Annotated in this window: 23 protein-coding genes; 10 read left to right on the forward strand and 13 right to left on the reverse strand. The window is 61.9% G+C overall.

The window, feature by feature from the left end:
- Nucleotides 1-8 precede the first annotated feature (8 nt).
- On the reverse strand, nt 9-1,784 hold the full coding sequence (gene gcl / locus SB753_RS09425; RefSeq protein ID WP_087750964.1) for a glyoxylate carboligase: 1,776 nt from the start codon (nt 1,782-1,784) through the stop codon (nt 9-11).
- 156 nt (nt 1,785-1,940) lie between these two features.
- Between gcl and SB753_RS09430 the strand changes: the two genes are divergently transcribed.
- From SB753_RS09430 to SB753_RS09465, 8 genes are all read left to right on the forward strand, one after another.
- Entirely contained in the window at nt 1,941-2,855 is a 915-nt protein-coding gene (locus tag SB753_RS09430) for a LysR family transcriptional regulator (protein WP_410800038.1), read from the forward strand.
- A 372-nt stretch (nt 2,856-3,227) separates the two neighbouring features.
- Nucleotides 3,228-3,602 (forward strand): 30S ribosomal protein S6, encoded by a 375-nt coding sequence (gene rpsF / locus SB753_RS09435; RefSeq protein WP_006048823.1) that lies wholly within the window; start codon nt 3,228-3,230, stop codon nt 3,600-3,602.
- Between the two features lie 50 nt (nt 3,603-3,652).
- Complete coding sequence (gene priB, locus SB753_RS09440; protein ID WP_020065808.1) at nt 3,653-3,952, forward strand: primosomal replication protein N; 300 nt, start codon at nt 3,653-3,655, stop codon at nt 3,950-3,952.
- A 2-nt stretch (nt 3,953-3,954) separates the two neighbouring features.
- Complete coding sequence (gene rpsR / locus SB753_RS09445) at nt 3,955-4,230, forward strand: 30S ribosomal protein S18 (RefSeq protein ID WP_006048825.1); 276 nt, start codon at nt 3,955-3,957, stop codon at nt 4,228-4,230.
- Nucleotides 4,231-4,257: 27 nt separating this feature from the next.
- A complete protein-coding gene (gene rplI / locus SB753_RS09450; RefSeq protein ID WP_020065809.1) occupies nt 4,258-4,710 on the forward strand; it encodes a 50S ribosomal protein L9 in 453 nt (150 codons plus the stop codon).
- 162 nt (nt 4,711-4,872) lie between these two features.
- Nucleotides 4,873-6,258 (forward strand): replicative DNA helicase, encoded by a 1,386-nt coding sequence (locus SB753_RS09455; protein WP_020065810.1) that lies wholly within the window; start codon nt 4,873-4,875, stop codon nt 6,256-6,258.
- A gap of 148 nt (nt 6,259-6,406) precedes the next feature.
- Entirely contained in the window at nt 6,407-7,033 is a 627-nt protein-coding gene (locus tag SB753_RS09460; protein ID WP_020065811.1) for a DUF47 domain-containing protein, read from the forward strand.
- Nucleotides 7,033-8,043 (forward strand): inorganic phosphate transporter, encoded by a 1,011-nt coding sequence (locus SB753_RS09465; protein WP_020065812.1) that lies wholly within the window; start codon nt 7,033-7,035, stop codon nt 8,041-8,043. The genes SB753_RS09460 and SB753_RS09465 overlap by 1 nt, the downstream gene beginning before the upstream one ends.
- 85 nt (nt 8,044-8,128) lie before the next feature.
- On the opposite strand, the gene SB753_RS09470 is transcribed toward SB753_RS09465, so the two are convergent.
- Complete coding sequence (locus SB753_RS09470; protein WP_410800039.1) at nt 8,129-8,935, reverse strand: SDR family NAD(P)-dependent oxidoreductase; 807 nt, start codon at nt 8,933-8,935, stop codon at nt 8,129-8,131.
- A 287-nt stretch (nt 8,936-9,222) separates the two neighbouring features.
- On the opposite strand from SB753_RS09470, the gene SB753_RS09475 reads away from it, so the two are divergent.
- Complete coding sequence (locus SB753_RS09475; RefSeq protein ID WP_410800040.1) at nt 9,223-9,546, forward strand: hypothetical protein; 324 nt, start codon at nt 9,223-9,225, stop codon at nt 9,544-9,546.
- A 108-nt stretch (nt 9,547-9,654) separates the two neighbouring features.
- Nucleotides 9,655-10,581, forward strand: a complete 927-nt coding sequence (rfaE1, locus tag SB753_RS09480; protein ID WP_410800041.1) for a D-glycero-beta-D-manno-heptose-7-phosphate kinase — start codon at nt 9,655-9,657, stop codon at nt 10,579-10,581.
- A 133-nt stretch (nt 10,582-10,714) separates the two neighbouring features.
- Here the strand turns inward: rfaE1 and SB753_RS09485 are convergent, their stop codons facing one another.
- The 11 genes from SB753_RS09485 to SB753_RS09535 form a co-directional block, all read right to left on the reverse strand.
- A complete protein-coding gene (locus SB753_RS09485; RefSeq protein WP_410800042.1) occupies nt 10,715-11,956 on the reverse strand; it encodes an NlpC/P60 family protein in 1,242 nt (413 codons plus the stop codon).
- A gap of 203 nt (nt 11,957-12,159) precedes the next feature.
- On the reverse strand, nt 12,160-14,022 hold the full coding sequence (locus SB753_RS09490; RefSeq protein WP_410800043.1) for a PhoH family protein: 1,863 nt from the start codon (nt 14,020-14,022) through the stop codon (nt 12,160-12,162).
- A gap of 355 nt (nt 14,023-14,377) precedes the next feature.
- Nucleotides 14,378-14,839, reverse strand: coding sequence for a peroxiredoxin (locus SB753_RS09495; RefSeq protein WP_020065818.1), 462 nt, complete (start codon nt 14,837-14,839; stop codon nt 14,378-14,380).
- Between the two features lie 182 nt (nt 14,840-15,021).
- Nucleotides 15,022-15,915 (reverse strand): polysaccharide deacetylase family protein, encoded by an 894-nt coding sequence (locus SB753_RS09500; RefSeq protein ID WP_088174585.1) that lies wholly within the window; start codon nt 15,913-15,915, stop codon nt 15,022-15,024.
- Between the two features lie 10 nt (nt 15,916-15,925).
- Nucleotides 15,926-16,972, reverse strand: a complete 1,047-nt coding sequence (locus tag SB753_RS09505) for a bifunctional UDP-4-keto-pentose/UDP-xylose synthase (protein ID WP_020065820.1) — start codon at nt 16,970-16,972, stop codon at nt 15,926-15,928.
- Entirely contained in the window at nt 16,969-17,904 is a 936-nt protein-coding gene (locus SB753_RS09510) for a formyltransferase (protein ID WP_087750970.1), read from the reverse strand. Before SB753_RS09510 ends, SB753_RS09505 begins: the two co-directional genes overlap by 4 nt.
- Nucleotides 17,901-18,953 carry a glycosyltransferase gene (locus tag SB753_RS09515; RefSeq protein WP_088174583.1) on the reverse strand — a complete coding sequence of 351 codons (1,053 nt, stop codon included), beginning with the start codon at nt 18,951-18,953 and terminating at the stop codon, nt 17,901-17,903. The genes SB753_RS09510 and SB753_RS09515 overlap by 4 nt, the downstream gene beginning before the upstream one ends.
- Nucleotides 18,954-18,959: 6 nt before the next feature.
- Nucleotides 18,960-20,120: a DegT/DnrJ/EryC1/StrS aminotransferase family protein gene (locus SB753_RS09520; RefSeq protein WP_310065296.1), complete on the reverse strand. Its 1,161-nt coding sequence runs from the start codon at nt 20,118-20,120 to the stop codon at nt 18,960-18,962.
- A 197-nt stretch (nt 20,121-20,317) separates the two neighbouring features.
- On the reverse strand, nt 20,318-20,689 hold the full coding sequence (locus SB753_RS09525) for an SMR family transporter (protein ID WP_020065824.1): 372 nt from the start codon (nt 20,687-20,689) through the stop codon (nt 20,318-20,320).
- A gap of 25 nt (nt 20,690-20,714) precedes the next feature.
- The gene (locus SB753_RS09530) at nt 20,715-22,436 is read right to left on the reverse strand and encodes a glycosyltransferase family 39 protein (protein WP_310065295.1); all 1,722 of its coding nucleotides are present in this window, start codon (nt 22,434-22,436) and stop codon (nt 20,715-20,717) included.
- Between the two features lie 517 nt (nt 22,437-22,953).
- Nucleotides 22,954-23,328, reverse strand: coding sequence for an Mth938-like domain-containing protein (locus tag SB753_RS09535; protein WP_020065827.1), 375 nt, complete (start codon nt 23,326-23,328; stop codon nt 22,954-22,956).
- Nucleotides 23,329-24,385: the final 1,057 nt, after the last annotated feature.

Here is a 24,385-nt window from a genome sequence, read left to right on the forward strand (position 1 = left end):
CGTCAGGTTCAGTCGAGAATGCTGATCGCAGTCGGCGCGTCTTCGCGCGTCACGGCGAGTTCCTCGAACTCGTTGATCGCGTCGATCTCCGTGCCCATCGAGATGTTGGTCACGCGTTCGAGAATCACTTCGACGACCACCGGCACGTTGAACTCGGAGAGCATCGACTGCGCTTTTTGCAGCGCCGGTTTGAGTTCCTCCGGCTTGAACACGCGAATCGCCTTGCAGCCGAGGCCTTCGGCCACCGCGACGTGATCCACGCCATAGCCGTTGGTCTCCGGCGAATTGATGTTCTCGAAGCCGAGCTGCACGCAGAAGTCCATGTCGAATGCGCGCTGCGCCTGGCGGATCAGGCCGAGGTACGAGTTGTTCACGACCACATGCACGTACGGCAGCTTGAATTGCGCGCCGGCCGCGAGTTCTTCGATCATGAACTGGAAGTCGTAGTCGCCCGAGAGCGCGACGATCGGCCGTTGCGGGTCTGCTGCGCGCACGCCGAGCGCAGCCGGAATCGTCCAGCCGAGCGGGCCGGCCTGGCCGCAGTTGATCCAGTTGCGTGCCTTGTAGACATGCAGAAACTGTGCGCCGGCGATCTGCGAAAGGCCGATCGTGCTCACGTAGCACGTGTCGCGGCCAAACACCTGGTTCATCTCTTCGTAGACGCGCTGCGGCTTCATCGGCACGTTGTCGAAGTGAGTTTTGCGATGCATGGTCTGCTTGCGCTGCTGGCAATCGGCGACCCATGCGCTGCGATCCTTCAGCTTGCCTGCGGCTTTCCATTCGCTCGCGACTTCGACGAACAGTTCGAGCGCGGCCTTCGCGTCCGACACGATGCCGAGGTCCGGACCGAACACGCGGCCGATTTGCGTCGGCTCGATGTCCACGTGCACGAACTTGCGGCCCTTCGTATAAACGTCGATGCTGCCCGTGTGACGGTTCGCCCAGCGGTTGCCGATGCCGAGCACGAAGTCGGACGCAAGCATCGTCGCGTTGCCGTAACGGTGCGAGGTTTGCAGGCCGACCATGCCGGCCATCAGCGGATGGTCGTCGGGAATCGCGCCCCACGACATCAGCGTCGGGATCACCGGCACGCCGACGGTTTCGGCGAAGCGCACGAGCAGATCTTCAGCGGCTGCGTTCAGCACGCCGCCGCCTGACACGATCAGCGGCTTCTCGGAATCGTTGAGCAAGGTGAGGGCGGCTTCGATCTGCTTGCGCGTTGCCTTTGGCTTGTAGACCGGCAGCGGTTCGTACGTGTCAATGTCGAATTCGATTTCGGCGAGCTGCACGTCAATGGGCAAGTCGACCAGCACAGGTCCCGGACGGCCCGAGCGCATCAGATGGAAAGCCTGCTGGAACACGCGCGGCACGAGCGCCGGCTCGCGCACGGTCACGGCCCACTTGGTGACCGGCTTCGCAATCGATTCGATGTCGACCGCCTGGAAGTCTTCTTTGTACAGGCGCGCGCGGGGCGCTTGTCCGGTGATAGCCAGAATAGGGATCGAGTCGGCCTGAGCGGAGTACAAACCGGTGATCATGTCGGTGCCGGCAGGCCCCGACGTGCCGATGCACACGCCGATATTGCCGGGCTGCGCGCGGGTATAGCCTTCGGCCATGTGCGAAGCGCCCTCTACGTGACGCGCGAGCACGTGGCTGATGTTGCCCGCGCGACGCATGGCCGAGTAAAACGGGTTGATCGCTGCGCCCGGCACGCCGAACGCGGTGTCGATACCTTCTTTTTCGAGCACCAGCACGGCGGCGTCGACGGCTCTCATCTTGGCCATGAATGTCTCCTCAATGTATGGAAATTGGCGAATAAGGCTCTTGAACGCACTTTAGGCTTGACCTAAAGGTTTGATAAGATCAGTCCGCGTCGCTTATTTCGAAACAAAAAGTATGGAATGCGGGCACACGCAGCGTGCGTCCGCAAGGAGACCGCCATGGATCGATTCAAGCAGATTGAAACCTTCGTGCGCGTCGCCGACGCGGGTAGCCTTGCGGCCGCGGCTCTGGAGGAGGGCGTGTCGCCGGTGATCCTCGGGCGGCGCATCGACGCGCTCGAAAAGCGCCTCGGCGTGAAGCTGATGTATCGCTCGACGCGGCGGCTCGTCGTCAGCGAAGACGGCGCGGCCTTTCTCGAACGTTGCCGCGGACTGTTGACCGAATGGGACCAGGCCGAGAACGAACTGAGCGCCGGGCGGCGCGCGGTGAACGGGCATCTGATCGTGTCGGCGCCGGCCGCGTTTGGCCGCAAGCATGTCGCGCCGCTCGCGCCGGCGTTTGTCGTCGACAAGCCGGAATTGCAGGTGTCGTTCAACTTGACCGATCGCGTCGTGGATCTGGTGCGGGAGGGTTATGACCTGTCGATACGCATCGGCGGTGCGGTGGATCCGAACTTCGTGGCGGTGAAACTCGCGTCGAACCGGCGCGTGGTGTGCGGCACGCCGGATTACTTTCGCCAGCACGGCAAGCCCAAAACGCTCGAAGACCTGCCGCGGCACAACTGTCTCGCATTCAATCTGCAGGGCGGCCAGAACCGTGGCTGGTATTTTCGCCGCAACGGCAAGCTCGTCACGGTGCGGGTAGGCGGCACGCTCGATTGCAACGACGGCGAACTATTGCACCGCTGGGTATCCGAAGGGCTCGGACTCGGCTGGCGATCGACGTGGGAAATCCAGCAACAGCTCGCGCGCGGTGAACTGGAAACGGTGCTCGACGAATTCGCGCTGCCCGATTACGACATTCTGGCGGTCTACCCGCAGCAGCGCTATGTGCCGGCCAAGGTCCGCTATTTCATCGATTATCTGAAAGAGATCTACGCAAGCGAGGATTATTGGAACCGGCCGGGGTATTAGCGCGCTTTAGCGCTGACGCTCGACCACGCCACGCCACGCATGCGCGAGCGGTGCGCTCGGGGACGCTGCGGCGCGGTGTCGGGCATGGCCGAGGCTTGGAGCGGCCTCTGTAGGCGCGGGCCGCGAAGCTGCGTGAGGGAGCAGCGCCGGCAGCTGCCCGCAGCGCATGAAGGCTAAATTTGAACGGCGTTGGTTCATGCGCCGCGTTCAGGTCGGGTGCTAAATCGTTGAAAACACGCCTCAATCGAAGCTCGGGACGGTGCAATGTCTTGCAGTCCGTCCCCAATCGGGCTACAATCTTCGGCTTCTCACTTGCCACACCGGTTCGACGCCCGGGTGGCTTCTATCCAAAAGTCAGCACAAGGAGTGTGTATGCGTCATTATGAAATCGTCTTTATCGTGCATCCCGATCAGAGCGAGCAGGTGCCCGCCATGATCGAGCGTTACAAGAGCACGATCACGTCGCACGGTGGCCAGATCCACCGTATCGAAGATTGGGGCCGTCGCCAACTGGCCTACATGATCGAGAAACTCGCGAAGGCTCACTACGTCTGCATGAACATCGAATGCGACCAGACCACGCTCGACGAGCTGGAACACGCGTTCAAGTTCAACGACGCCGTTCTGCGTCACCTCATCGTCAAGATGAAGAAAGCCGAAACCGGCCCTTCGCCGATGATGAAGGAAGTGCAGCGCGAAGAAGCCAAGAAGTCGGCTGCTACGCAACCGTCCGAAGCGCAGGCTTAAGACACACTATTTAAGCTACCAGATCAAGCGTCGCCCTTGCCAAAGGCTTCATGAACCGGCTGCAGCTCACAGCCAGCGTCGTCGAACGCGAACCGGTGCGGTACACCCCCGCCGGCGTTCCGATTGCCAGCTGCACGTTGCACCACCGCACGGAAGTCGTCGAAGCCGGTATTGCCCGGCAAGTCGAACTGACCATGCAGGCGGTAGCCGCAGGCGAGGCGAGCGGTAAGCTGGAAAGCTGTCCGATGGGCGTGGAAACGCTCTTCACAGGCTTCTTGGCAAAAAAGCACCGCAACGCAAGAACTCTGGTATTTCACATCACAGCATTGCAGGACATTGGAAAGGACTGAACATGCCCCGCCCGACTGGTAAGAAATTCGACAAGCGTCGTCAGCAACAAAATCCGCTCTTCAAGCGTAAGAAGTTTTGCCGTTTCACGGCTGCTGGCGTCGAATACATCGACTACAAAGACATCGAAACGCTGAAAGACTTCATCGGCGAAAACGGCAAGATCACGCCGGCGCGTCTCACGGGTACGAAGTCGCACTATCAACGCCAGCTGGACACGGCAATCAAGCGCGCACGTTTCCTCGCGCTCGTGCCGTACACCGACCAGCACAAGGCCTAACCCGACGACGCGATAAGGAGCATCCGAATGCAAATCATTCTTCTGGAAAAAGTCGTCAATCTGGGCAACCTGGGCGATATCGTGAAGGTCAAGGACGGTTACGCACGTAACTTCCTGATCCCGAACAAGCAGGCTCGCCGTGCAACGAAGGAAGCGCTGGCCGAATTCGAAGTCCGCCGCGCTGAACTCGAAAAGACCGCCGCTGAAAAGCTGGCTGCTGCTCAAGCTCAAGGCGAAAAGCTGGCCGGTTCGACGGTTCAGATCGGCCAGAAGGCCGGTGTGGACGGCCGTCTGTTTGGCTCGGTGACGAACGCCGACATCGCCGAAGCACTGGGCAAGCAAGGCTTCGCGGTTGAAAAGGCGCAGGTTCGCCTGCCGGAAGGCCCGCTGAAGACGGTGGGCGACCACCCGATTCAGGTTTCGCTGCACACCGACGTGGTTGTCGACGTGACGGTGTCGGTACTCGGCGAGCACGTTTAAGAGCGCGTCTGAATCTACCGCATCAAGCATCAGATAGTGTTGGCCAGGTTGTTGCTGGCTGAGGGCAGGGGCCGGGCAACCGGCCCCTGCCTTTTTTGTGCCCGTTATTTTTTGCTCGTTCCGCTGGCCGCGGTCGCCTGATTTCCACGATAATTCCTCTCCATGAACGCACCGTCCAAAGATCCCCAACTCGAGTCGCTGAAAGTCCCGCCGCATTCGATCGAGGCCGAGCAATCGGTGCTGGGCGGTTTGCTGTTGGACAACGCCGCATGGGACCGGATTGCCGATTTCCTGTCGCAAAGCGATTTCTATCGCTACGATCACCGCATCATCTACGAGCACATCGGCAAGCTCATCGCGGCGACGCGTCCGGCCGACGTCATTACCGTTTACGAAGCGCTCGGAACATCGGGCAAGGCGGAAGAGGTTGGTGGCCTCGCGTATCTGAACGCACTCGCGCAGAACACGCCGAGCGCGGCGAATATCCGGCGCTATGCGGAAATCGTGCGTGACCGCGCGGTACTGCGTCGGCTGGTTTCCGTCGCCGACGAAATCTCGGCTGACGCTTTCAATCCGCAAGGCAAGGAAGTCCGGCAATTGCTGGACGAGGCGGAATCGAAGGTGTTTTCGATCGCGGAAGACGGCGCGCGTGGCACGCAGGGCTTTCTTGAAATCGGGCCGCTGCTGACTCAGGTCGTCGAGCGGATCGACACCCTGTATCACACGGCGAATCCGAGCGACGTGACGGGCACGCCTACCGGTTTTGTCGACCTCGACCGCATGACTTCGGGCATGCACGGCGGCGAGCTGATCATTGTTGCGGGACGTCCGTCGATGGGTAAAACGGCGTTTTCAATGAACATCGGCGAGTACGTCGCGGTCGAATACGGCTTGCCGGTCGCTGTGTTCTCAATGGAAATGCCGGGCTCTCAGCTCACCATGCGTATGCTCGGCTCGGTCGGCCGCCTCGATCAGCACCGCATGCGGACCGGCCGCTTGACCGACGAGGATTGGCCGAAGCTCACGCACGCCGTGCAAAAAATGAGCGAGGCGCAGATTTTCATCGACGAAACCGGCGGTCTGAATCCGATGGAATTGCGCTCGCGCGCGCGGCGTCTGTCGCGCCAGTGCGGAAAGCTCGGGCTCATTATCATCGACTACCTGCAGTTGATGAGCGGATCGTCGTCGGGTGAAAACCGCGCCACCGAAATCTCGGAAATCTCGCGATCGCTCAAGAGCCTCGCGAAAGAACTGGACGTGCCGGTCATCGCTTTGTCGCAGCTCAATCGCGGTCTGGAGCAACGTCCGAACAAGCGGCCGATCATGTCGGATCTGCGGGAATCGGGCGCTATCGAGCAGGACGCCGACGTGATCCTGTTCATCTACCGCGACGAAGTGTATAACCCCGACAGCCAGGATAAAGGCACGGCCGAAATCATTATCGGCAAGCAGCGGAATGGCCCGATCGGACCGGTTCGGCTCACGTTCCACGGCCAATACACGAAGTTCGACAACTTTGCGGGCGCACAAAATTTCTACGGCGATTAACCGGAAATAGCGGCGGCGCGAACGGAAAATCGCGCAAACGCAATAGGCGCTGTTGTAACCGCGCTTTGCAAAGTGCTACATCGGGCCCGCAACGGTACAATATGGCGGTTTTATGTCAGCCATTAAGTGACCAATTTTCGGGATCCCAATGTTCGGTCGATTCATGCCCACCGAGGGCAAGTTCTTTGATATTTTCAATGCGCACGCACAGTGCATCGTCTCGGCGAGCCGCGAACTCGAGCTCCTGATCGACAACCTGCAAGACGCCGAAACTCATAAGCAAAACGTGCAGAAAGCCGAGAAGGCTGCAGACAAACTCACGCACGAAACCATCGACCTGCTGCACAAGACCTTCATCACGCCGCTCGACCGCGATGAGATCCATAAGCTCATCACCACGATGGACGACATCCTCGATCTGATGGAGGACGTCGCCACCGCTATTTCCCTTTACGACGTCCAGTCGGTCACCTCCGAGGCGAGCCAGCTTGCGCATATCTGCACGGCGACTTCCGAGCGGGTGCAATTCGCCGTCAGCCTGTTGTCCGACATGAAGCAGGCAAGTCAGATTCTGAAAGCGTGCGAGGACATCGACCGGCTGGAGTCCGAGGCCGACCGGGTGTTGCGCTCGGCCATGTCCAAGCTGTTCCGCGAAGAAGACAACGTCAAAACCCTGATCAAGCTCAAAGCCATTTACGAATTGCTTGAAACGATCACGGACAAGTGTGAAGACGTAGCAAACATCATCGAAGGCATCGTGCTGGAAAACGCATAATGCAATCGATACAACTCGCTATCTGGGTCGTGGCCGGCCTGGTCGCTGTCGCGCTCATTTTCGACTTCATGAACGGCTTTCACGACGCGGCCAACTCGATCGCCACCGTCGTCTCGACAGGCGTTCTGAAGCCGCAGCAGGCAGTGGCTTTCGCCGCCGCGTTCAACGTCGTCGCATATTTCGTGTTTCACCTCAAAGTGGCCGCAACTGTCGGCAAAGGCACGATAGACCCCGGCATCGTCGATCATTACGTGATTTTCGGCGCCCTGGTGGGTGCGATCGGCTGGAACGTGATCACGTGGCACTACGGCATTCCGTCGAGTTCCTCGCACGCACTGATCGGCGGCCTCGTCGGCTCGGCGCTTGCCAAGTCTGGCTGGGGTTCGCTCAACTTCGACGGATTGCTCAAGACGGTGGCGTTCATTTTCATTTCGCCGCTGCTCGGGTTTGTGCTCGGTTCGTTTTTTATGCTGGCTGTGTCGTGGATTTATTTCCGTACGCCGCCAAGCAAGGTCGACCGGCGTTTCCGGCGTCTGCAACTCGTGTCGGCGGGTCTGTACAGCCTTGGCCACGGCGGCAACGACGCGCAGAAAACCATCGGCATTATCTGGATGCTGCTGATCGCAACCGGCTACGCGTCGTCGATCGCAGAGGCGCCACCGCTGTGGGTGATCGGCGGCTGCTATCTGTCGATGGGGGTTGGCACGCTGTTCGGCGGCTGGCGAATCGTCCGTACCATGGGTCAGAAAATTACCAAGCTCAAACCCGTAGGCGGTTTTTGTGCCGAATCGGGCGGGGCGATCACGTTGTTCACCGCGTCCTGGCTCGGTATTCCGGTATCCACCACGCACACGATCACCGGTGCGATCGTCGGCGTGGGCGCGACCCAGAAGCTGAGCGCAGTTCGCTGGGGCGTGGCCGGCAACATCGTCTGGGCATGGATTCTGACGATTCCGGCGTCAGCGGCGCTCGCCGCCGCCGCCTGGTGGTTCGGCCACCACTTCCTGTAACTGGCAGGCTGCGGGGCGGACGGCAGGGCCGTTCGCTCCGCAGCCGCAGCGCCGTGGTACAGGCTCGACGCACGGCGCGCGTTGCTCAGATTAGCGGCGCGCTGCCTCCATCCATCGGGACGATCGCGCCCGTCACATAGCTCGCGCGGCGGCTCGCCAGAAACAGCGCGACATCTGCAATCTCCTCCGGTTTTGCGTAGCGCCCGAGCGGCACTCGGGCCTGCCCACGCGCGAGCGCTTCGGCGCTTTGAATGCCTTGTTGCGTTGCTTCGAGCTTGACTGCTTCTTCGACGCGCTCAGTGAGCGTTGCTCCCGGATTGATCGCGTTGATGCGAATGCCGTAGCGCGCGTAGTAGTGGGCGAGGCCGACCGTGGCCAGCATCAGGGCGGCGTTGGCGGCGCCGCCGGCGATATGGATATCGCTCGCAATCTTCCCGCCCATGCCGATGATGTTGACGATCGTGCCCGGTTCTCCGCGATCGCCGCTTTTCGCGCGCTCGGCCATGCGGCGCAGCACTTCCTGCTGCGGGTAGATGTAAGGGAAATACTTCGCTTCCATCGTGGCGCGAAACGCGTCTGCATCGAGCGTTTCGGGGTCGTAGCGACGCGCCGCGCCGGCGCTGTTGACGAGCACGTCGATCGGGCCGACGGCCGTGCTCACTTCCTCGACGATGTCGGCGGCGCTATGCGGCTCATGCAGATCGGCGCGCGTGCGATGCACGTGCAAGCCTTCCTGCTTGAGCTGTTCGTAAGCGCGCGCCAGATTGGCGGGATCACGCGAAACGATTGCCACCTTCGCATCTTCCAGCGCGAAAGCCCGGGCGCACGCAAAGCCGATTCCCTTGCTGCCGCCCGTGATCAGCACCACTTTGTCTTTCAGCCCGAGATCCATTGTCGCCACCCGTTCGGAAGAATACCGATGACGATAGCAGATCGGCGCCCAACGTGTGCTGGCCGAGCCGCGACTGCGGACGGCGCTTGCGCGCGCGGAAATCGCACGAATCTGATTGCCGTGGTGTTGGTGTGAAAACTTCAGACGGCTTTGGCTCGCCATCTTATGTAAGAGAATGTCCGCGCGCCTGGCACACGCGACTTGTTCGCCGATCGCAACTATTAATTCAGGATAACGAATTATGAGAAGCCGATTGGGGCATCATTTGACTAGCTGCGCTGTCCGGGTTGCTGGTCTTTATCACGAGCTACGACAAAGGCTATCTCGGCTTCCCCGAAGGCATTGCCAGATTGCTTTCGAGGGTCGGCGATCGGTCGTATGCGATCTATCTGGCCAATGGGCCAGTCGTTGCATTGGGGCTTCGCTTGTCGCCCTTCAACGGAATGGACCGCACTAACATCGCAGACTCGTTGTTGCGTACGGGCGGTTTTTTAACTTGCACGCTGGTCATGGCCGAACTGACCTACCGCCTGATCGAAGTGCCGGCCCGTCTACATGGTCGCAAGCTTGTACAGGCCTACTGCTCGGCGATGTCTGCCCGTGGTTGCTAAGAACCGGCCCCAGCCGGCAACGCGGCCAGCGAAGCCGGAAGCGGTTGATACGCCATCTGCACACCGCGTTTTAAAACGTCGTCAACAACATCTCAAAGGAATCCTGAAGTGAGTTTAGACTGCTCATCGGCTTCCGTCATCGTCGCGGGTGACGTCATGCTGGATCGCTACTGGTTTGGAGACAGCACGCGTATTTCGCCGGAAGCACCCGTGCCGGTAGTTCACATTCAGCGCACGCGAGACGTGGCGGGCGGCGCGGCGAACGTCGCCGTCAACGCGGTGAACCTCGGTGTTCAGACAACGCTGTTGTCGGTCGTGGGCGACGATCACGATGGGCGTGCCTTGCAGTCTTTGCTGGAATCTCGCAACGTTCACTGCGCGTTCGTCCGCGATCCGGCGCTGCAAACCACCGTGAAGCTTCGCGTCATTTCACGCAACCAGCAAATCGTGCGCGCTGACTTCGAACAGCGCCCGGACCACGAGTTGTTGTTTCCGCTAGTGGCCCAGTTCCGGGAGAAGCTGAAGACCTGCAAGACCGTCGTGTTCTCGGATTACGGCAAAGGCGGCCTCGCGCACCTACGCATGATGATGGGCGACGCGCGGGCGGCGAACGCGTGCATTCTGGTCGATCCAAAGGGACCGGACTACTCGATATACCGCGGCGCGAGCGTCGTTACGCCGAACCGAGATGAATTCGCGCAGGCCGCGGGAAAGTGGAATGGCGAGTCGGACTTCGAGCGGCGCGCCTTCAAACTGCGCGACGATCTGGAACTGGGCGCGTTGCTCGTTACGCGATCCGAGGAGGGCATGAGCCTCGTTGTCGGCAGCCGGCATGTTCGCATTCCCGCACAGGCGCGCGAGGTCTACGACGTATCCGGCGCGGGTGACACAGTAATTGCCACCATGGCCGCCGCGCTGGCTGCCGGCCAAGACATGGAAAGTGCAGCGCGCCTCGCTAACGCGGCCGCCGGTGTCGTCGTCGGGAAAATCGGCACCGCGCCCATCACACTCGAAGAGCTCAATCGGCATGTCTGAGCACATTGTCGTGACCGGTGCTGCTGGCGGTGAAGAGAATGCGGCCACTTTGTGACCCCTCGTAACGCCAAGGGCCCAACGCCATTTCAGCCGTGCGCATGCGTGACGGCGCACGGTCAGATAGGTCGGCTAGCTAGAAATTTCCGTTGGCAAACCGGGCGATCGGATCGTCGTTCGTTTGCGATGGGGCCGCGACGCCTCGTGAGGCCGTCGAGGCTCGCATGATCTGTACGCTGCCGTTATCGCCCGGTGTGCGTTCTGCCGCGTCTGCCTGCCGCGCCTGGCGTGCCTGACGAGCTGCGACTGAAGAGGGCGGTGGCGGCTCGAACGCATCGGCGGCTGCGTCGATCGCATCGGCTCCTCGCGCGGTGGCCGTTTGGGAAACGGGCGGGGAACCTGCAGCGGCTGGCCGTTGAGCCTGTGCGCTCGCGCCGCCGTCATACCCACTGGCCTGAGCAGACATAGCAGGCGTCGGCGACTTTGCGCCCGCTGCGCGCGCCTGAACCTGCGCCGCGCTCATAGCAGGCGGTGGTGGTTCGAAGGGATCGGCTTGCGGCGAACGCGTTGCCGCCGTTGCCGCAAGGGCCGGCTCGGCCGCCGCGGTCGATGGCGATGTCGATGGCGCGCGCGGCTCGGCGCCAGCGCGAGCCGTTACCTGGGAGGCCGACGAACCGGTCGCATAGACGGGAACTGCTCGAGTCGCAGCCAACGGTGCGTTCGCCGCCGGCGCTTCGCCGCTGCGATCTGCCGTGCTCGCCGCCTGTGTTACCGCACGCTCCGTCTGCGGCGCCGCCGCCTGGTAGCTAGGCGCGTCGAACGGCACCGGCTTCGCGGCCGGTCCGGCCACCCGGCGAATGCCGTCGAAGCGCTTTGCCCAATAAGGATTGGTCAGATAATCGAGCCGCACAGTGCCGCCCGTCGACGGCGCGTTGACAAAGCGCAGCTTGCCCACATAAATGCCCACGTGCGAGTGCGCGCGACCGGTCGTGTTGAAAAAAATCAGATCGCCGGGCGCGATCTCGTCCGGTTCGACCGATTCGCCGCGTCCGCTCATATCGGCGGTCGTGCGGGGCAAATTCACCGACGCCGCGCGCGACACCACATAGCGAACCAGGCCGCTGCAATCAAAGCCGCTATCCGGCGTGTTGCCGCCCCAACGGTAGGGCACGCCGACAAGGCTCATTGCCTGAATAGAAATTTCCTCGCGGCCAATGCTGTGGTCGACGAAGTTGGGGAAACCCGGTGGCGGCGCGCGGTACGCCCCGTTTGTGACGTTAACGGCGCCTGACGAACCGCGCGACGACGTCTTCTGCGGCGCGCCGGCACAGGCGGCGAGCAACAACACGGTCAGCAGCGAGAACGCAAGTCGGCGCATGAAAGAGTAAAGCGGTAAACGCTCGTTTAATGACGGACGATGTCCGGATGGTAGCCGGTGAAATGCGGAAGCGGCAAGAAGTCTTGACAAATTACTTGAAGTTCGTGCGCTAAGTGTTGCTGACCAAAGACGCCGCGGCAATAAAAAAGCCGCGTCCGGAATGTTCCGGGCGCGGCTCCGAGGTACAGCCAGCTAATTGATTCTTAAAGGATTTCGGACGCGTAATCGGCGAGGCGCGAGCGTTCGCCGCGGGCGAGCGTCACATGACCGCTGTGCGCCCAACCCTTGAAACGGTCGACCACATACGTCAACCCCGAACTGCCTTCCGTCAGATAAGGCGTGTCGATCTGCGCGATATTGCCGAGGCAGATGATCTTTGTGCCGGGACCCGCGCGGGTGACTAGCGTTTTCATCTGCTTGGGGGTCAGGTTCTGCGCCTCGTCGATGATCAAGTACTTGTCGACGAACGTCCGTCCGCGCATGAAGTTCATGCTCTTGATCTTCAGGCGCGAGCGGATCAGTTCCTGAGTCGCGGCGCGGCCCCATTCGCCGGCTGCGTCGTCGGTTTTCTGCAGCACTTCGAGGTTGTCGTCGAAGGCGCCCATCCACGGCTGCATTTTTTCCTCTTCCGTGCCGGGTAGAAAGCCGATGTCTTCGCCGACCGGCACCGTGGCGCGCGTCACGATGATCTCGTTATAGCGCTTGTCGTCCAGCACCTGTGCGAGACCCGCCGCGAGCGCAACGAGTGTCTTGCCGGTGCCGGCCTGGCCGAGCAGCGTCACGAAGTCGATCTCGGGGTTCATCAACAGATTTAGCGCGAAGTTCTGCTCGCGGTTGCGCGCCGTAATGCCCCACACGTTGTTTTTGTGATGGCCATAGTCGCGCAGCGTTTGCAGCAACGCTGTTTTGCCGTTCAACTCGCGCACCAGCGCGTGGAACGCCGGCTCGCCGTTCTGCGGCTCGAGATAAACGAATTCGTTGACGAGCATCGACGGGCACAGCGGACCGGTCACACGGTAATACGTGGTGCCCGTCTTGGTGTCCTGCCAGCTTTCCATGCCCTTCGCGTGCTTGGTCCAGAAATCCTGCGGCAGCGCGCGGATGCCCGAATACAGCAGGTCGCTGTCTTCGAGCACCTGGTCATTGAAGTAATCTTCGGCGGGCAGGCCGAGCGCATGCGCCTTGATGCGCATGTTGATGTCTTTCGACACCAGCACGACCTGGCGATCCATCCGGTCGCGCTGCAACGCACGCACGACACCGAGAATCTGGTTATCGGCTTTGCCTTCCGGCAGACCTTCAACCGGTTCGATCGCGGTCAGCTTGGTCTGGAAATACAGACGCCCGGACGCCTCGCGGCTGCCCAGACGCGCGAGCGAAATGCCGTCAGACATGTTGCCCGCGTTAGCGACCAGTGCGTCCAGCGTGCGGCTCACCTGACGAGCGTTGCGCGCGACTTCCGACATGCCTTTCTTATGGTTGTCGAGTTCTTCCAACGTCATCATCGGCAGATAGACGTCGTGTTCCTCGAAACGGAACAGGCAGCTGGGGTCGTGCATCAGCACGTTCGTGTCCAGCACGAAAAGCTTCTGGACTTCGACCGGCTCGGCGGCGGTGCCGCGTTTTTTACTCGTGCCGCGCGCGGTAGGCGCGGCGGCCGGCGTGCTCGCCGTGGGCTGCTTCGCGCTCGGCGTGCGTGCGACGGCCGGCTGCGGCTCGGCGGCGGGTTCGGCTTGCGGACGGGCAGCGGGAACCGGTTGCAGCAGCGCGGCGGTTTGCCTCGTCTTGCGCCCGGAGCCCGACGCGCCGCGTGCCTGGACGGCCTCGTCGGCTGCGGTCCCCGTTACGGCCGCCGACGATGCCGGCACCGGTCGCAACGTGGTCGCGGCATTGGCAGCGTGCGCCATGGGTGTGGCGACGTTCGCGCGGCCGTAATCGGCCGGCTCCGCGGATTCGCCTTCGGCCTGTTTCTTCGAAGCGGAGCGCGCCGGTGCGGCGGCTTTGGCTTTGTATTCGTCAGGCGGCAGGAGATTGCCGAGCTTGCTGGGGGGGGTAGGCAAAGGCATGGTTTCCCTCGAAATAATCGGGTCACATATCGTGCGCCGCCTGTCGCATTCTGCCCGTGCCGATGTTGCGCACGCAGTTTGCGCCCGGAGGCGCGCATTCGGTCTAGAGATGCCGGTTCGCCTGGTCTTCGATCGGCTCCTTAACGATGAGCGCGCGGCCGAGTGAACGAACGGCTGCGCGCAATAAAAAAGCCGCCGCCCCGGCGTACGGGGCAAGCGGCTCGCCTACGGTGTTCGCATTGCGCCTGACGACTCCGACGGACCCGATGAATCCGGCAAAGCAGCCGTCGAATGTGGCGCAGCGACGAAAATTTTGGGGTGGACACGCACTCATTGCAACCCAATATAACGCGCCTCAAAGCGCTTGTACAGCCTCCAGAATCTCGTCGACATGCCCGGGCACTTTCACGCCGCGCCACTCCGTGCGCAGCACGCCGTCACTATCGATGAGAAACGTGGAGCGCTCGATTCCCCGTACTTCTTTGCCATACATTTTCTTCATTTTGATGACGTTGAAGAGCGCGCACAGCTTTTCTTCCGGGTCCGAGATCAGCGGGAAGGGCAATTCGAGCTTTGCCTTGAAGTTGTCATGCGAGCGCAGGCTGTCGCGCGACACGCCGATGATTTCCGCGCCGGCCTTCTTGAACTTCGGATAGAGATCGCGGAACTGCAGACCTTCGGTCGTGCAGCCGGGTGTGTTGTCCTTCGGATAGAAATACAGCACCACCTTCTTGCCCCGCAGTTTGGACAGCGTGATCTCGCCTCCGGTGGCGGGAGCGGTGAAGTCGGGGATGGGTTGGTCGACTGCGATGGACACGAGGTTCTCCGGTTGTTATAGGCGGCGGCGCGGTGTGAATCCGACAAGGCGGCGTCGGCCTGGCATCGAGTTGGGGGAAGGGGCTACCGGTGCGCGCATGTTCTGGCGTGGCGGTTGTCGTCAGGACGGGCTGCCGGACAGCAACTCAACGGCTGCGTGAAGTCAGCATGCCGGGCGGCCAGTCACGGCTGGACGATCAGCTCGCCGGAGCGCCCTGGAATTTCGCCCCACGTAACAGGGTACGATGGCAGCGCGCCGCGGTCCAGCGTGGCGTAGTAATCGCCCATGGTCGCAAAGGTGTGGCCTTGTGCACGCCAGCCTTCCAGCAACTGTTCGAAGATCGGCGCGAGCTTCTGGCCCTCGAGTTCCGCGTGCAGCGTGAACACCTGATCGTGCGGATTATTTTCTGTGTGCTTCAGCATGAAGGCCGCGACGTTGTGTTCGTCCACGCCGTCCACGCCGAGTACTTCGTCCAGCGTTGGCAGCGTGGTCGGCATCTGCACATGCGCGAGCGTTCTTCCGTCGACCACAGGGAAATACGGCGAATGGCCTCGGCCGTCGGACGCGTAGTGCATGCCCCACGCGTCGATCTGCTCGAACGCATGGCCGTTCATCTGCCATCCGGCCGCGCCGTGCGTGACGGGCGGCGCACCGAAGATTTCGATGAAACGGTCGCGGCTTTTCTGCATTTGCGCCGACGTCCACGCGCGATCTTTCGAGCGCACGTTGTCCTGCCAGTACACGTGATCCCAGGTATGAATGCCGCACTCGAAACCGGCTTCGTGGATCGCCCGCATTTCCGCCGACGCCTTGGCTCCAATGTCCGGCCCCGGCAGCAGCACGCCGTACATCAACTGCTTGAGCCCGTAGTGCTCGACCACCGACGTGCGCGACACCTTCTGCAAAAAGCCCGGCCGCAGCACACGGCGCATCGCCCAACCCGTGTGATCGGGGCCGAGGCTGAAGAGGAAAGTAGCGCGCGCCTTGAAGCGGTCGAAAATACGCGCGAGATTCGGCACGCCTTCGCGTGTGCCGCGCAGCGTGTCGACGTCGATCTTCAGGACGATTCGGGCCAAGGATCAGCCCTTACTGCTGTTCGACGAGCGCGCGTGCTTCGCCGACGTGGCCGCGATACGCTTCGAAAATCTTGCGCAGCGCTTCGTCGAAGGTGGACTTCGGCGCCCAGCCGAGTTCCTGCATCGTATTGTCGATCTTCGGCACGCGATTCTGTACGTCCTGATAGCCGGCGCCGTAATACGCGCCCGACGACGTTTCGACCAGCTGGACTTTTTTCGCGGTGTCTGCGTATTCCGGGAATTCCGCGGCGAGCGTCAGCATCTTGTGCGCGAGTTCACGCACCGAGAAGTTATTGGTCGGGTTGCCGATGTTGTAGATCTTGCCCGTTGCGACGCCGTCCTTGTTCTCGATGATCTTCATCAGCGCGCCGATGCCGTCGTCGATATCCGTGAACGCGCGCTTTTGTGCGCCGCCGTCGACGAGGCTGATGTTCTCGCCCCGCACGATGTGGCCGAGGAACTGCGTGACCACGCGCGAGCTGCCTTCCTTCGGCGTGTAGATCGAGTCGAGGCCCGGGCCGATCCAGTTGAACGGACGGAACAGCGTGAAGTTCAAACCCTCCATGCCGTAGCCCCAGATCACGCGGTCCATCAACTGCTTCGAGCACGCGTAGATCCAGCGCGGCTTGTTGATCGGACCGTACGACAGTTGCGATTCTTCCGGATCGAATTGCTCGTCCGTGCACATGCCGTAGACCTCGGAGGTCGACGGAAATACCAGATGCTTGCCGTACTTGACCGCCGAACGCACGATCGGCAGGTTCGCTTCGAAGTCGAGTTCGAACACGCGCAGCGGCTGCTTCACGTAGGTAGCCGGCGTGGCGATCGCGACCAGCGGCAGAATCACATCACACTTCTTGACGTGATATTCGACCCACTCCTTGTTGATCGTGATGTCGCCTTCGAAGAAGTGCATCCGCTCATGATTGATGAGATCGCCCAGACGTTCGGTCTGCATGTCCATTCCGAAGACTTCCCAATCGGTCGTTTCGAGAATGCGTTTGGACAGGTGATGGCCGATGAAGCCGTTCACACCCAGGATCAGGACTTTCTTCATAAATGTCGGGGAGTTTGAATGAGCTGGGCGAATGTGGCCGGGGTGACGACGGTTTCAGTGCCGTCGTGCTGATGCCGCAATTCGTGGATGGCGATTGCGCGACCGTCGCCGCATATCGCGAAAACGCCATTATCGCCTACGTGCAGGCCCGGCGGCAAATCCGGGCGAAGCGCGCCCGGCGCCGCAAGCCGCGCGCGCGCGACGACGAAACGCCGGCCGTCGATGTCGGTGAACGCGCCGGGATAGGGCGGCGCGACTGCGCGGATCAGGTTGTAGACCTGCTGAGCCGGCTGTGTCCAGTCGATGCGGCCGTCCTCCGGCTTGCGCCCGCCGTAGTAGCTGCCGTGCGAAAGATCGTTCGGCAGATGCGGCGCTTCGCCGGCGAGCAACGCGGGCAGGACGCGCCACAGCGTCTGTTCCGCGGCCACCGTGACTTTGTCGAACACTTGCGCCGCGGTGTCGTCGGGCAGAATCGGCACCGGCGTTTGCGCGATGATCGCGCCCGCGTCAGGCTTCGCGGCCATTTCGTGCAGCGTCGCGCCGGTTTCGGTTTCACCGTGCAGCACCGCCCAGTTGGTGGGCACGCGGCCGCGGTACTTCGGCAATAGCGAGCCATGCATGTTGTAGGCCCCGCGCGCGGCGAGCGCGAGCAGATCGACCGGCAGCATGTGGCGGTAGTAGAACGAGAAGATGAAGTCGGGATGTGCCGCGCTGACGGCCGCTCGCAATTCGGGACTCTTCGGGTCTGCCGGCGTGACCACAGGAATGCCGTGCTCGGCCGCGACCGTCGCCACGCTGCCGAACCAGATGTTTTCGGTAGGGCTGTCTTCGTGTGTGACGACGAGCGCCACGTCCACGCCGCGCGCGAGCAGTACTTGCAGGCAGCGCACGCCCACGTTGTGATACGCGAATACGACGGCGCGCGGTTTCATCGGTTCGGGCCCTCGCCTTGATGGTCGGCGAGCGGCGCCGGTTGAATCGCCTGCACGACGGTTTGACGCGGCATTTCAACCACGGCCGCGCCGTCGCGCTGTTCGAGAATGGTCTGCACCAGATAGCGCGGACGCGCGCGCACCTGTTGATAGATCCGGCCGATATATTCGCCGAGCAGCCCGAGCGCGAAGATGATCACGCCGAGCAGGAAGAACGTAATGGCGAAGAGCGTGAACACACCCTGAACTTCCGCCCCGATGATGAAGCGCCGTATCAGCAGCAGCACGAACAATGCCGCGGAGCCGAGCGACAGGATCACGCCGATGAACGACAGCCACTGCAGCGGCACGACCGAGAAGCCGGTCACGAGGTCGAAATTCAGGCGGATCAGCGAATAGAGCGAGTACTTCGATTCGCCGGCAAAGCGCTCCTCGTGCGCGACTTCGATCTCGACGGGATTCTGCGCGAAGGTGTACGCGAGCGCCGGAATGAACGTGTTGATTTCGCCGCAGCGATTGATCGTGTCGATGATGTGGCGGCTGTACGCGCGCAGCATGCAGCCCTGATCGGTCATCTTGATGCGCGTGATGCGCTCGCGCAGCCGGTTCATCACGCGCGAAGCCTTGCGGCGCCACAAGCTGTCCTGACGTTGCAGACGAATCGTGCCGACGTAGTCGAAGCCTTCGCGCATCTTGTTGACCAGCTTGCCGATTTCTTCCGGCGGGTTTTGCAGGTCGGCGTCGAGCGTAATGACGATCTCGCCGCGCGACTGTTCGAAGCCCGCGAGAATCGCCATGTGCTGCCCGTAGTTGCCGTTCAGCAGGATGACGCGGGTCGTGTCGGGGCGCGCGCGGAACTGCTCGGCGAGCAGCGCGGCGGATTTGTCGCGGCTGCCGTCGTTGATGAAGATCACTTCATAAGACGTGCCGAGCGCGTCGAGCGCCGGATAGAGCCGCGCGAATAGCGCCGCAAGTCCGGCTTCCTCGTTGTACACCGGAATGATGATCGACACTTCCGGTGCGACGGCGCGTTGTTCCGTATAAATCATTTCCGCTTATTTTCCGTATTGTTCGCAAATTTCGTTGACCGCGCGGCACACGCGCTCTACGTCGCCTTCGTTCATCAGTGTGAAGAGCGGCAACGTGACGTTCGTCGCGCCGAAACGCTCGGCGTTCGGGAACATGCCTTCCTTGAAGCCGCGGGCGCGGTACAGCGAGAACAGATGAATGGCCGGATAGTGCACGCCCGAACCGATACCGCGTTCCTTCAACTGGCCCATGAAACCGGCGCGGTCGATCGACAGCTTCTCCAGCGGCAATGTGATCTGGAACATGTGCCAGTTACTGTTCTCGAAGTCGGCGAACGGCAGTCCAACGCCCAGCTTCAGTGCCGCGCCGCCCTCGAAGCCGGCGAAATATGCGCGCGCCAGTTTCCTGCGTTGCGCGAGAAAGCGTTCGAGGTGCGGCAACTGACCGAGGCCCACGCGCGCGGCGACGTCCGTCAGATTGTATTTGCCGCCGAGCACGTCGCAGTCCATGCCGTCGAAGCCCGTGCGCGTGATGCCCTGCAGCCGGTATTTCTGTGCGAGGACGGCTTCGTCCTCGTCGTTCAGTACCAGTGCGCCGCCTTCGATCGACGTGAGATTCTTGTTCGCGTGGAAGCTGAACGAGACCATGTCGCCGATCGCGCCGATGCGCTTGCCGTTCCAAGTCGAGCCGAACGCCTGCGCGGCGTCTTCCACCACACGCAGTTTGTGCTCGCGCGCAATCGCGTACAGGCGGTCCATGTCGACGGGCAGCCCTGACAGATAAACCGGAATCAACGCCTTGGTGCGCGGCGTGATCGCCTTCTCGAGTTTGTCGAGGTCGATGTTGCGCGTGACCGGGTCGATGTCGGCGAACACCGGCGTCGCGCCGACTTCGTAGATGACGTTGCTGGTCGACACCCACGAGGCGGGCGTCGTGATCACTTCGTCGCCTTCGCCCACACCGGCAATGCGCAGTCCGATCTCGAGCGTCGCCGTACCGGAGTTGAACGTGCGCACGGGACGGCCGCCGCAGAATTCAGAGAGCGCCGCTTCGAACTTCTGGTTCTGCGGGCCGGTGGTGATCCAGCCCGAGCGCAGAACGTCGGCCACACCGCGGATCGTTTCTTCATCGATCTCCGGCTTGACGAACGGCAGGAACGGCAGAGGCGGAACGGTTGACTGGGTCATGAATACTTCGCTCGATCGAAAGGGCCGCGGCCTGAAGGGGCGCGGTGAACACACACTACGCGCAAATCCGGGCCAAGGCTAAAAAGGGTGCAAACCGCGGAGCATACCGCGATCAACCTTACGTTTTGCTTAGCCGGTGCGGATGCCGGCTTACGCTATCTTTGCGGCAGCTTTGCTGCGCCTGGTTCGTGGCCGCGCTAGCTGCGCGCGACTATCACCACGCCCACCAGAATGACGCCGATGCCGACCAGTTTCTGCACCGACAGCACCTCGCCGAACAGATACCACGCGGCGAAAGCGTTCACGACATAGCCGAGCGACAGCATCGGATAGGCAATCGACACATCCACGCGCGACAGCCCGACGATCCAGACGGCCAGGCTAATCACATAGCAGGCCACACCGCCGATGATCGGCGGCTGCGTCGCAATGCGAAAGGCGATCGGCACGATGTTCGCACGGGTGAATTCGAAGTGTCCAACCGCATTCGTTCCGGCTTTGAGCAGCAACTGCGCACCGGCGTTCAACGCGACGCCGGCGAGAATGCAAAAGAGGGAAATGGGGTTCATCGATCGTTCAGGTCCTGATATGGGGTCACTGCTGGGTTTTTTCCACGGGCGCGGCCACCGCGCCCGCAGCGAGCGGCTTCATTACGACGACGCGGCGCGAGTCCTGCGCAACGACCTGCATCGGCAGGCCTTCTTTCAGGAGCCGCTCGTAAGTGGAGGGCGGAATCAGTGCCAGTGCGTAGCGGTCGGCCTTCCAGCGCTCGACCCACGCCTCGACCGACGGCAGCCATTTCTGCGGTTCCACCGACACGCCGAACGCGAGTTCGTCGGGATGCTCGACCATCGTCATCGTATGGCCGATGTAGAACGGCAGCGTGTGGTCGAGCACGCCGACCGAGTAGAACGGCGTGTCCGCCGGCAACTTCGCCATCTGCGCCTTGATCGCGGGCGCGAGCGGCGCACCGGAACTGAGGCGGCCGAACACGTCGTGACCGATGCCGGCGATCGTGCCGAGCAACAGCCACGCCGCGCCAAAACTCGCGATCGTGCCGAGGCTACCGGCGCGGCTGCGGCGATTGAACCACAGTGCGGCGAGCGTCAGCACGAACGCAACGGCAAGCGCGGCCAGTACCCACGTGCGGTACTGCGCGTACAGTTCGGGAGGATTGCGCTGGCTGCCGAAGCGCGGCAGAAAGAGCGCGGCGAACGCGGCCACTACGAGAAATAGTGCATAGCCGGTGAGATGGCGGCGCCACTGGTCCCGCGTGACGAGCGGCAGGTACATTCCGATCAGCAGCGCGATGGGCGGCGCGATCGGCAGCGTGTACGAGAGCAGCTTGGAATGCGACGCGCTGAAGAAGAGGAAGATGAAGCCGGTCCAGACCAGCATCATCGTGACCGGCGCAAAGCCATTCGGCTGGCGCGGCAGGCGCCACGCGTGACGCACACTCTGCGGCACCACCGAGAGCCAGGGCAGGAAGCCGACGATCAGCACCGGCACGAAATAGTAGAACGGCCCCGGACGGTTCTGTTCGGGCGTCAGGTACCGCTTGAACTGCTGAACGATGAAAAAGAAGTTGAGGAACTCGGGATTGCGCTGCTGCACCAGCACGAACCACGGCGTGACGATCGCGAAGAAGACGATGAGGCCGCCGATCAGATGCAGGCGCTTCCACACCGCCCAGTCGCGCGCGACCAGCGTGTAGATCACCAGCACGGCGCCCGGCAGAATGACGCCGACCAGGCCCTTCGACAATACGGCGAGCGCCATCGAACCCCAGCACAGCCACATCCAGCCGCGCACACGGGCGGTCTCGAGATTCGGGCGCTGAGCGAGCAGCAATGCGCACAGCGTGAGTTCCATCCAGAACGACAGGCCCATGTCGAGCGTGTTGAAGTGGCCCATCAGGTTCCAGTAGGGCGACGTCGCTAGCACCAGCGCTGCGAACACGCCGGTCGCCGCATTGAACACGCGCGCGCCCGTGAAGCCGATCAGCAGCACGCCGGCAAATCCAGTGAGCGCCGTGTAGAGCCGCGCCTGCCATTCGCCGATGCCGAACCACGCGAACGTGAGCGCGTTCGCCCACGTTTGCAGCGGCGGCTTCTCGAAGTACTTGTAGCCGTTGTAACGCGGCGTGATCCAGTCGCCGGTCACGAACATTTCCCGCGCCATTTCGGCGTAGCGGCCTTCATCGCTCGGCAGCAGATGGCGCCACCCGAGCGGCACGAACCAGATCACGGCAAGGGCAAGCACCAGCAGCAGAATCGCGGTGCGGTTGAGCGGTAGCCTCGACGGCGTATCGTTCATCGATTTAAACCTTTCTGGCGACGCCGCATGGGCGGCGCTGCGTTGTTATTCGGAATGGGCGGCAGGCCCGGACTTCGCGGCCTGCTGCTGTGCTGCTGTGCCTTGGCTCGCGCCAGGTCTTATGGCCGCTCCGTGCCGGCGCATTTCGCGCGCCGCTGCGTGCGCCGTACGGCACCGGTGCCCTACGAACAGGCGTTGGCCGCTGCCTCGGTGAGCTGAGCGGCTCGCGCAGCGGCGGCAGCGGGGCCAAAATCGCTGATGTCCAGACCGCCGGCTTCGCGTAGATGGCGCGCAGTGTACGTGATCGTCCGTGACCCGGCGAGGGCGGGGGTGCTGCAATTCGCGTGAAATGCTCTCCCAGCGCGGTTGGAGCAGCGCTGTCGCCAGCAATGCCGCCGGCACTCCGGGCCACGACAGCAACGCTAGCTCAACGCATCCGCCCAAGTCGCGCCGCTGCGGTCGACCCAGAGCCGCCGACGCAGCAGATACGGCGTCGGCGCACCAATTGCCAGGCCCGCTAGCCTTCGATTAGCAGCGCGGCCGCGACCTTGCGGCCCTCGGCCATCAAGATGTTGTACGTGCGGCAGGCGGCCTTGAAGTCCATCGTTTCGACGCCGATGCGTTTGGCGGTAAGCGCGGCAGTCAGGCGCGGGTGCGGAAACCGCAGCCGCTCGCCGCTGCCGAAGATCACCACTTCGGGCGCCGGTTCGACCAGCATCGAGAAAAGCTCGGGGCTCAGTTCCTCGAAGGACGAGACAGGCCAGGGGATGACAGGCGCTTCCGGAAGCACGAGGATGCTGCCGGAATGACGCACCAGATTGATTTCGACATAGCCGTCGCCGTAACCGGTCACGGTATTGAGGGCGCCGCTGGAATCCTGATGTAATTTCAAATTCGTTTTCCGAAGTCGTCGCGAGACATCATGCGTGTTGGCGGCCTGGTCGCGGCAAGCACGAGCAGGGCGGTCAGACGCGGTGGGACACGAAAGGGCCGAAAAAGCTCCCGTTGCGGTTCCGTCACGGTTCGTTGTGGTCCCGTTACGGTTGGTGCATTGCGGAAGTCGGCCAAAATCCGCTAAATTATAACTTTTTGTGCGACGCGAGTCGCATCGACTGGACGGCGAAAGCCGTCCCATTGGTGGCACCTTGTGGCCACCCCTTGTGTAGCAAGCGAAACCGGGTGCTTGTCTGGCTTGGAATCGTAGCCTTAGACGCGTTGGAGTCTTCGGACTCTTGTGCGCAATTGCATTGACCTGATTACCGTCAGGTTCCGCCCAGTTAGCGGCTTCAACTCCGCTAACAAAGCGGATTGGAGTATGTGATTTCAGGGTAGGTCGAGCGCAAGCTCGGTTTGTCATTGTTCAACCACACAGGGTAACCCCCTGTGCGGTAGGGAACCTGCTGTGCGACCAGCAGTAGCCTAGGAGGACATGCGTCACTGGTAACGGTGGGGTGTGAAGCTTCTCTGACAATGTAGCCCCCGGCGGTTTCGGGCGGATGAATGCCGTGAGGTGGTCATCCGGAGACTCCTAGCAGCAATGGGGTCAAGGAGCTAGGCTGGCTGATAAGGTTAATGTAAGTGAACTGCTGATAAACCTCGTTAATAATGCAGTGCCAAAGCTGCTGGTAGGCACTAACCAAAAGGTGCGCGGTCGGTCAATCCGCTAGAAGGTCGGATTGCGTCGTCGTTGGACCGTCGGGGAATAGGCAGAACCTACGTCAGTCGTGTGACATACCGGGAACGCGGTAAGCCCGTATCGTTGCCAGCGCGGTTTGGCTGGCAGGTGGACCGCAAGGAACGCTGTTGACGGTGCGGGTATGGGAGGACGGAAAAAGCGAATGCCGGGCTGTAATGGCCCGGATAGGGGTTGAGACATCATCCCACGCGAAAGCGGGCAGACTTCCGTCTGGTCTACCGTCGCAAGATGGCTGACAGACCTTGGTACTTTG

This window comes from Paraburkholderia sp. SIMBA_053 (genome assembly GCF_046534895.1).
GTDB classification, from domain to species: Bacteria; Pseudomonadota; Gammaproteobacteria; order Burkholderiales; family Burkholderiaceae; genus Paraburkholderia; species Paraburkholderia caledonica.